Origin of the sequence: Methanobrevibacter sp. 87.7, assembly GCF_002208625.1 — an archaeon.
Classification (GTDB): Archaea; Methanobacteriota; Methanobacteria; order Methanobacteriales; family Methanobacteriaceae; genus Methanarmilla.
The window spans coordinates 1-6,322 of record NZ_MRCT01000112.1 but is presented as its reverse complement, the minus strand read 5'-3'; the positions used below and the strand labels follow the sequence as shown (position 1 = coordinate 6,322).

The window sequence follows — 6,322 nt, the reverse complement described above, 5'->3', positions numbered from 1 at the left end:
TTTAAATACTTTTATATAATTTTATTATAACTTTTAATTTATAATTTATAAATTATAATATATAATTTATAACTTATAACTTATAATTTAAAATTTTTATATAAATTTTATTTTTTAATTTAAATTCAATATAAATTCTTTTATTTTATTTTGTGAATTTAATAAAAGATTTATAAACTTAGAAACTTAAAATAAACCTATGGCAAATTATATAGTACATCCTTTACTTAGAAAAAATACTGTTGAATCAAGAATCTATCAAAAGGTTCTAGCAGCAAATGCTCTTAAAAAAGGAAATACTATGATTGTTGCACCAACAGCTTTAGGTAAAACTATTGTAGCTGTTCTTGTAGCTGCAGATAGATTAGAAAAATTAAAAGGTACTAAAGTACTTGTTTTATCTCCAAGTAAACCTTTAACTATTCAGCATGAAGAATCCTTTAGAGAGTTTTTAACAGTTCCATGTACTGCACTTACTGGTTCTATTAAACCAGATGATAGAAAAGAAAGATGGGAAGAATCTTCTGTTATATGTGCTACTCCACAAACAGTTGAAGCAGATTTATTAAATGGAAGATATACTTTAGAAGATGTTTCTTTAGTAGTATTTGATGAATGTCATCATGCTGTTGGTTCTTATTCTTATGTTTATTTAGCAAATAGGTATATTCAAGAAAGAGATAATCATTTAATATTAGCTTTAACTGCTTCTCCAGGATATGATAAAGCTAAAATTAAAGAAGTTTGTGATAATTTATTTATTCAAGATGTTGTTGTTAAATCTGAAGAAGACCCTGATGTAAAACCTTATTTTAATCCAATTAAAATTGATTGGATTCCTGTAGAATTAGGTAAAGATCTTGAGAAAATACAATCATTACTTAAAAAATCATTAAAATCAAGATTAAAAGCTTTAAAAAATATGGGAGTTATTAATTCTATTACAGTTAATAAAAGAGATATTCTTAAAGCAAGAGGTAGAGTTCAAAATAAATTAGCTACTACAACTAATCCTCCTAAAGAATGTTATCAGGCTATTTCAATATTAACTGCAGTAATTAACTTACAACATGCTTTAGAATTAGTTGAAACACAAGGTGTAATAACTTTTAATCAATATGTACATAGATTAAGAAAGAAAAAAACTAAAGCATCTAGAAATCTTTTTATGGATCATAATTTTTCACGTGCTGTTCGTTTATCAAGTATTGCAGAGGAAAATGGTCACGAACATCCTAAACTTAGAAAATTAATAAGTATTCTTAAACAAGAACTAGGTTATGCTGATGGTCAAACTAGGTTAAAATCTTTACGTGAAACTGAAGATTCTCATGATAGTAGAACCTCTCCTAAAATTTTAGTTTTTACTCAATTTAGAGATACTCTTGAAATGATTCATCAAAAATGTGAAGATGAAGGTATTAAAGCTATTAAATTTTATGGTCAAGGTACACGTGATGGTGAAAAAGGTTTAACTCAAAAACAACAGCATGATATTATTAAAGCATTTAAAATGGGTATTTATGATGTACTTTTATCTACTAGTGTTGCAGAGGAAGGTATAGATATACCTGCTATTGATCTTGTAGTATTATATGAACCAGTACCTTCTGAAGTTAGGATGATTCAACGTAGAGGAAGAACTGGAAGAAAACATCAAGGTAGAATGAAAGTACTTATAACTAAAGGTACAATTGATGAAGCTTATTTCTGGTCTTCTAAACGTAAAGAAAGAAATATGAAATCACAATTAATTAATAATGATTTGTTTAAAAATATTAATCTTAATGCTGTAGAAAGAATGAATAGTGTTAAGAATATAAAATCAGTTGATAATCTTAATGAACTTAATAAAGAAGAAGATAAATTAAATAATAAAAATAAAAGAAAAAAAATTGTAGTTTATGCTGATTCAAGAGAAGGAAACTCAAGAGTTATACGTAATCTTGATACTATTGGTGTTAATGTTGAAGTTAAAACTATGACTGTTGGTGATTATCAAATTACTGATGATATTATTATTGAACGTAAAACAGCTAAAGATTTTGTAGATTCAATTGTTGATAAACGTTTATTTAAACAAGCAACCTTATTAAGAGAAGAATTTAAAAAACCAATAATGATTTTAGAAGGTAATGACTTTTATTCTGGATTTATTAATCCTAATGCTATTCGTGGAGCAATAGCTTCAATTGCTATTGATTTTGGAATAAGTATTATACCAACTCGTGGACCAGATGACACAGCAGCAATGATTAAACGTATTGCTATTAAAGAACAAAATGGTAAAACTCCAAATATTCAAATTAGAACTGAGAAAAAACCAGATAATCTTTGGGAACAACAACAATTTATTATTGAATCTTTACCGAATATTGGTCCTGTAACTGCTAAAAAATTATTAAAACATTTTGGTACTGTTAAGAATATTATTGATGCTTCAGTAGATGATTTAACTGAAGTTGAAGGAATTGGTAAAAAAACTGCTAAAGAAATTATTAAAGTTACTGAATCAAAATATTTACATTTTGAAAAAGATGATAAGAATAAAAGATTAATGTGAATTTAACTATTTAATATTTAAGATGATAAGAATAAAAGATAATGTGAATTTAACTATTTAATAATATTTTTTAAAGTATTTATTTCTAATTTAATGTATGATTAAATATTTTAAGTAATAAATATAAAAATTGATAAATAATCTTTAAACTTATATAATTTGGTGATAACTTGAAAGTTATTATGGATGAAAGAGGAAAAAAATATTTAATTCCTCAAGATAAAGAATTCCAAAGTGATTTAGGAATTATTAAAAAAGAACAGATGGAAAGAGCAACAATAGGAGATACTTTAACTACTCATTTAGGTAAAGATTTTAAAGTTATTAAACCTAATGTTAATGATTTCATTGATTTGATGGATAGAAGATGTTCTATTTTAATTCAAAAAGATATAGGAGTAGTTCTTTCACATACTGGATTAGGTTCTGGTGATCGTGTTGTAGATGCAGGTACAGGTGCTGGAGCTAGTGCATTAAATTTTGGAAATGTAGTAGGTAAAACTGGACATGTTACCTCATATGAAATAAGAGAAGATTTTGCTAAAGTTGCAAGTAAAAATATTGAAAACTTTGGTTTAACTAATATTATTATTAAAAATCAAGATATAAAAGAAGGTATTGAAGAAGAAGATCTTGACTTAGTATTTCTTGATTTACCTAAACCTTATGAAATATTTGAAAGTGTTTGGGATAGTCTAAAATTAGGCGGATGGTTAGCTGTTTATGCTCCATATGTTGAGCAAGCTGAACTTGCATATAATATTTCTAAAAAACTAGGTTTCTCAAATATTGATATTCTTGAAACTTTAGAACGTGGTATTGAGGTTAGAAATCAAGGTATGAGGCCTAAAACACGTATGGTTGGTCATACTGGTTATTTAATCTTTGCACGTAAATTATAATTTTTTTTAATACTTTTTTTATTTATTTTGTTTTTTGTTTTAGTTTTTATTAAATATAAAATTGTTTTTAAAATTAAATCTTCTTGTAGTAAAATATTTTCTTATTAAAAATTAGTTTCTTCTAATAGATTATATTATTAGTAAAATATTTTGTAATAGTGGTTATTTTTTTTAGAAATTTTATATTATTCTTGAAATAATATAAAAATACTTAAATTTATAAAATATTTTTTTTAAAAAAAGAAATACAAATATTATTATTAATATTTGTATTTAAATTGTTTAAATTTCTCCATCATCATTGTTTTTTCTATGTTTATATCCTAAAATAAGTAAGATTGCTACAATAATTATAATAATTGCTATTGGTATTGTATATGAATTAACATTATTATTTGGATTATTTTTATTTAATTCATAAGCTTTTTCATCTGCTGCAGAACCTCCATTTTCTCCTGGAGAAGCAGCTGAAATAGTAGCTAAGAAATCATTAGAACTTCCTACATTACTTCCAGTAGAATTAGTTCTTATTCTATTTAATCCATTAGTAATAATGTTTCCACCAAATATTGCTCCATTTGGTCCATTAATACTTATATTATTATTTCTACTGTTACCATTATTATTTATAGTAGATCTACTATTACCCTTATTATTTATAGTAGAACTGCTATTATCTTTATTTATATTAATACCAGTACCATTTGAACCTTCTGCAGTATTATCTCCTATTTTTAGAATAACTTTTTTTACATTATGTGAGTAATCTTTATTTTGATATTGTTTTACCCATGATGGAAGTTCATCTTCAGGCATTTCATTATTGTCTGAATCTAAACCAGTATTATATCTTTTAATATTATTATAACCTATAATTATTATAGCTTTGTTTCCTTCAAGATATTTTGTTTGTATTTTATTATATGTAATTTCACTGTTTACAACATCTTGACCTACACCAAGAGAAATTCCATAGTAACCATTAGTAACTACTTGATTATATTTAATTTTGTAGGTATGATCTCCACTTGTACCTTGTGTATAACTAATACCATATATGTTACCTTTGTCTTTATCTCCATTAGTATTAACATATATTGTATTGTTTAATACAGTATCATTAGAATCTTGTAATTCAACACCAGATACTAATGCCCAAGATTGAGTACTTGCAAAACCAGTAATATTAATAAAATTACTTATAATGTCAATTTTAGTATCACCATAGTAATTATTAGAGTATATACCTATATTTGGTCCATTGTTTATTGAAGTTAAATTGTTATATGCAATTTTAATATTTGCTGATGGACCATTAATTTGTATAGGGTATGCTGTTCCTGCAGCTTCTTTTCCACCATCAGTTCTTATATGTATATTATTATCGATTATTGTAACATCATTCATAATATACACATCTAATCCATATAGATAATTATCAGTACCTTTTGGTGTAACAAAATCTTCTTCTATAATAGTATTATTTTTAATAACTGCATTATCACATCTATAGAACATACAAGCATCTAAAGTAGGATATTCTTGAATTCCACCTGTGGAATTTGCAAAGATATAGTTATTAATGAAATTTATACTATTACATGAATCTGCACCGAAAGCTAATACTGAATCCATGCTGATTCCACCAAATATTCCAGAATCCCAACTAACGGATCTTAAGGGTAGTTTAGCATTGATTTTATTTCCATAAATTAATGCATCATTTGTATTTTTGACTATTACACCATAATTGTTTCCAAAACGTTTAGAATTACCCCAAACATTAATAGTGGAATTAATTAAATAGAATTCATTAAGGTAATTTTCAGGTCCTTTTACTAATATACCTATACCTGTTGATTCATCAGGTATTGTATAATTTAAAGTAATATTATAAAGAGTGTTATTGTCTTTCCCTACAAAAATTCCTGCATTTTGATTATTTGGATAAGTACTATTTAAACATAGGTTAAGGTTTTCTAAGAAAATTCCAGAACCATTAAGATTAAATACAGTATTATAAAATAGTGTATTATTACCTGTAATTGTTACGTTATCGGAATTTATACTAATAGTTCCTATATCTTTAAATTCACCTTCAAATACAAGAATTCTATCAGAATATTCTGGTTTTAATATATTATTTTCATCAAAATAATTATAGAAACTAGTTTTATTAATAATGTAAAAATTATTATTGTCTATAACTTTTGTATTATTATCGAGGGTATTTGTAGTGTTACTCTCATATTTCAATGAATCAGAAGAATAATCTGATTTTTTAACATTAGTTTTATTCTCATTAATAAGTTTATTTGAGTTTTGATTAATTGTATTTATAGAATTTTCTGATATATTATTAATTTGAAAATTTTCAGATAATTCTATATTATCCTGTATATTTGTTAAATTAGTATTATTTGTATTTGTAGCACTTATATTACTTATACAGCAAATAAGAATAATTAAACATAATGTAAAAAATAATATTTTCTTATTATTTTTCATCATATTTTCCTCCAATTTAAAATATATTATTTGATTTTTAAATTTTAATTTAATTTCATATCTTAAAATAGTATTTTAATAATTTCTTAAAGCTATGAATTTTAATTTAATATTAAAATTTATTTGTTAATTTTTAAATTATAATTGATTACAGTTTTAAAAAAAATAGAAAATATTTAATCTTTAAAAACCTTTAAAATAATTTTTATTAATTTAAGAGTTTTATTTTATAAAGTTTTAATATTTTCTAATTAAAATACTTTTTATATTTTTTAAGATATATTTTAATATTTAATTTATTTATTATTTAAAATTTTATATAGTATAATATTTTTTTAATTATTAATCT

General features: G+C 23.9%; 3 protein-coding genes. 2 read left to right on the top strand and 1 reads right to left on the bottom strand.

Translation table 11 applies throughout. The features are described 5' to 3' along the window. Window positions 1-199: 199 nt before the first annotated feature. Window positions 200-2,563: a DEAD/DEAH box helicase gene (locus BGI41_RS06080; protein ID WP_088539526.1), complete on the top strand. Its 2,364-nt coding sequence runs from the start codon at window positions 200-202 to the stop codon at window positions 2,561-2,563. Between the two features lie 170 nt (window positions 2,564-2,733). Continuing rightward, window positions 2,734-3,465 (top strand): tRNA (adenine-N1)-methyltransferase, encoded by a 732-nt coding sequence (locus BGI41_RS06075; protein ID WP_088539524.1) that lies wholly within the window; start codon window positions 2,734-2,736, stop codon window positions 3,463-3,465. A gap of 282 nt (window positions 3,466-3,747) precedes the next feature. Here the strand turns inward: BGI41_RS06075 and BGI41_RS06070 are convergent, their stop codons facing one another. Continuing rightward, on the bottom strand, window positions 3,748-5,976 hold the full coding sequence (locus BGI41_RS06070; protein ID WP_088539522.1) for a hypothetical protein: 2,229 nt from the start codon (window positions 5,974-5,976) through the stop codon (window positions 3,748-3,750). Window positions 5,977-6,322 lie beyond the last annotated feature (346 nt).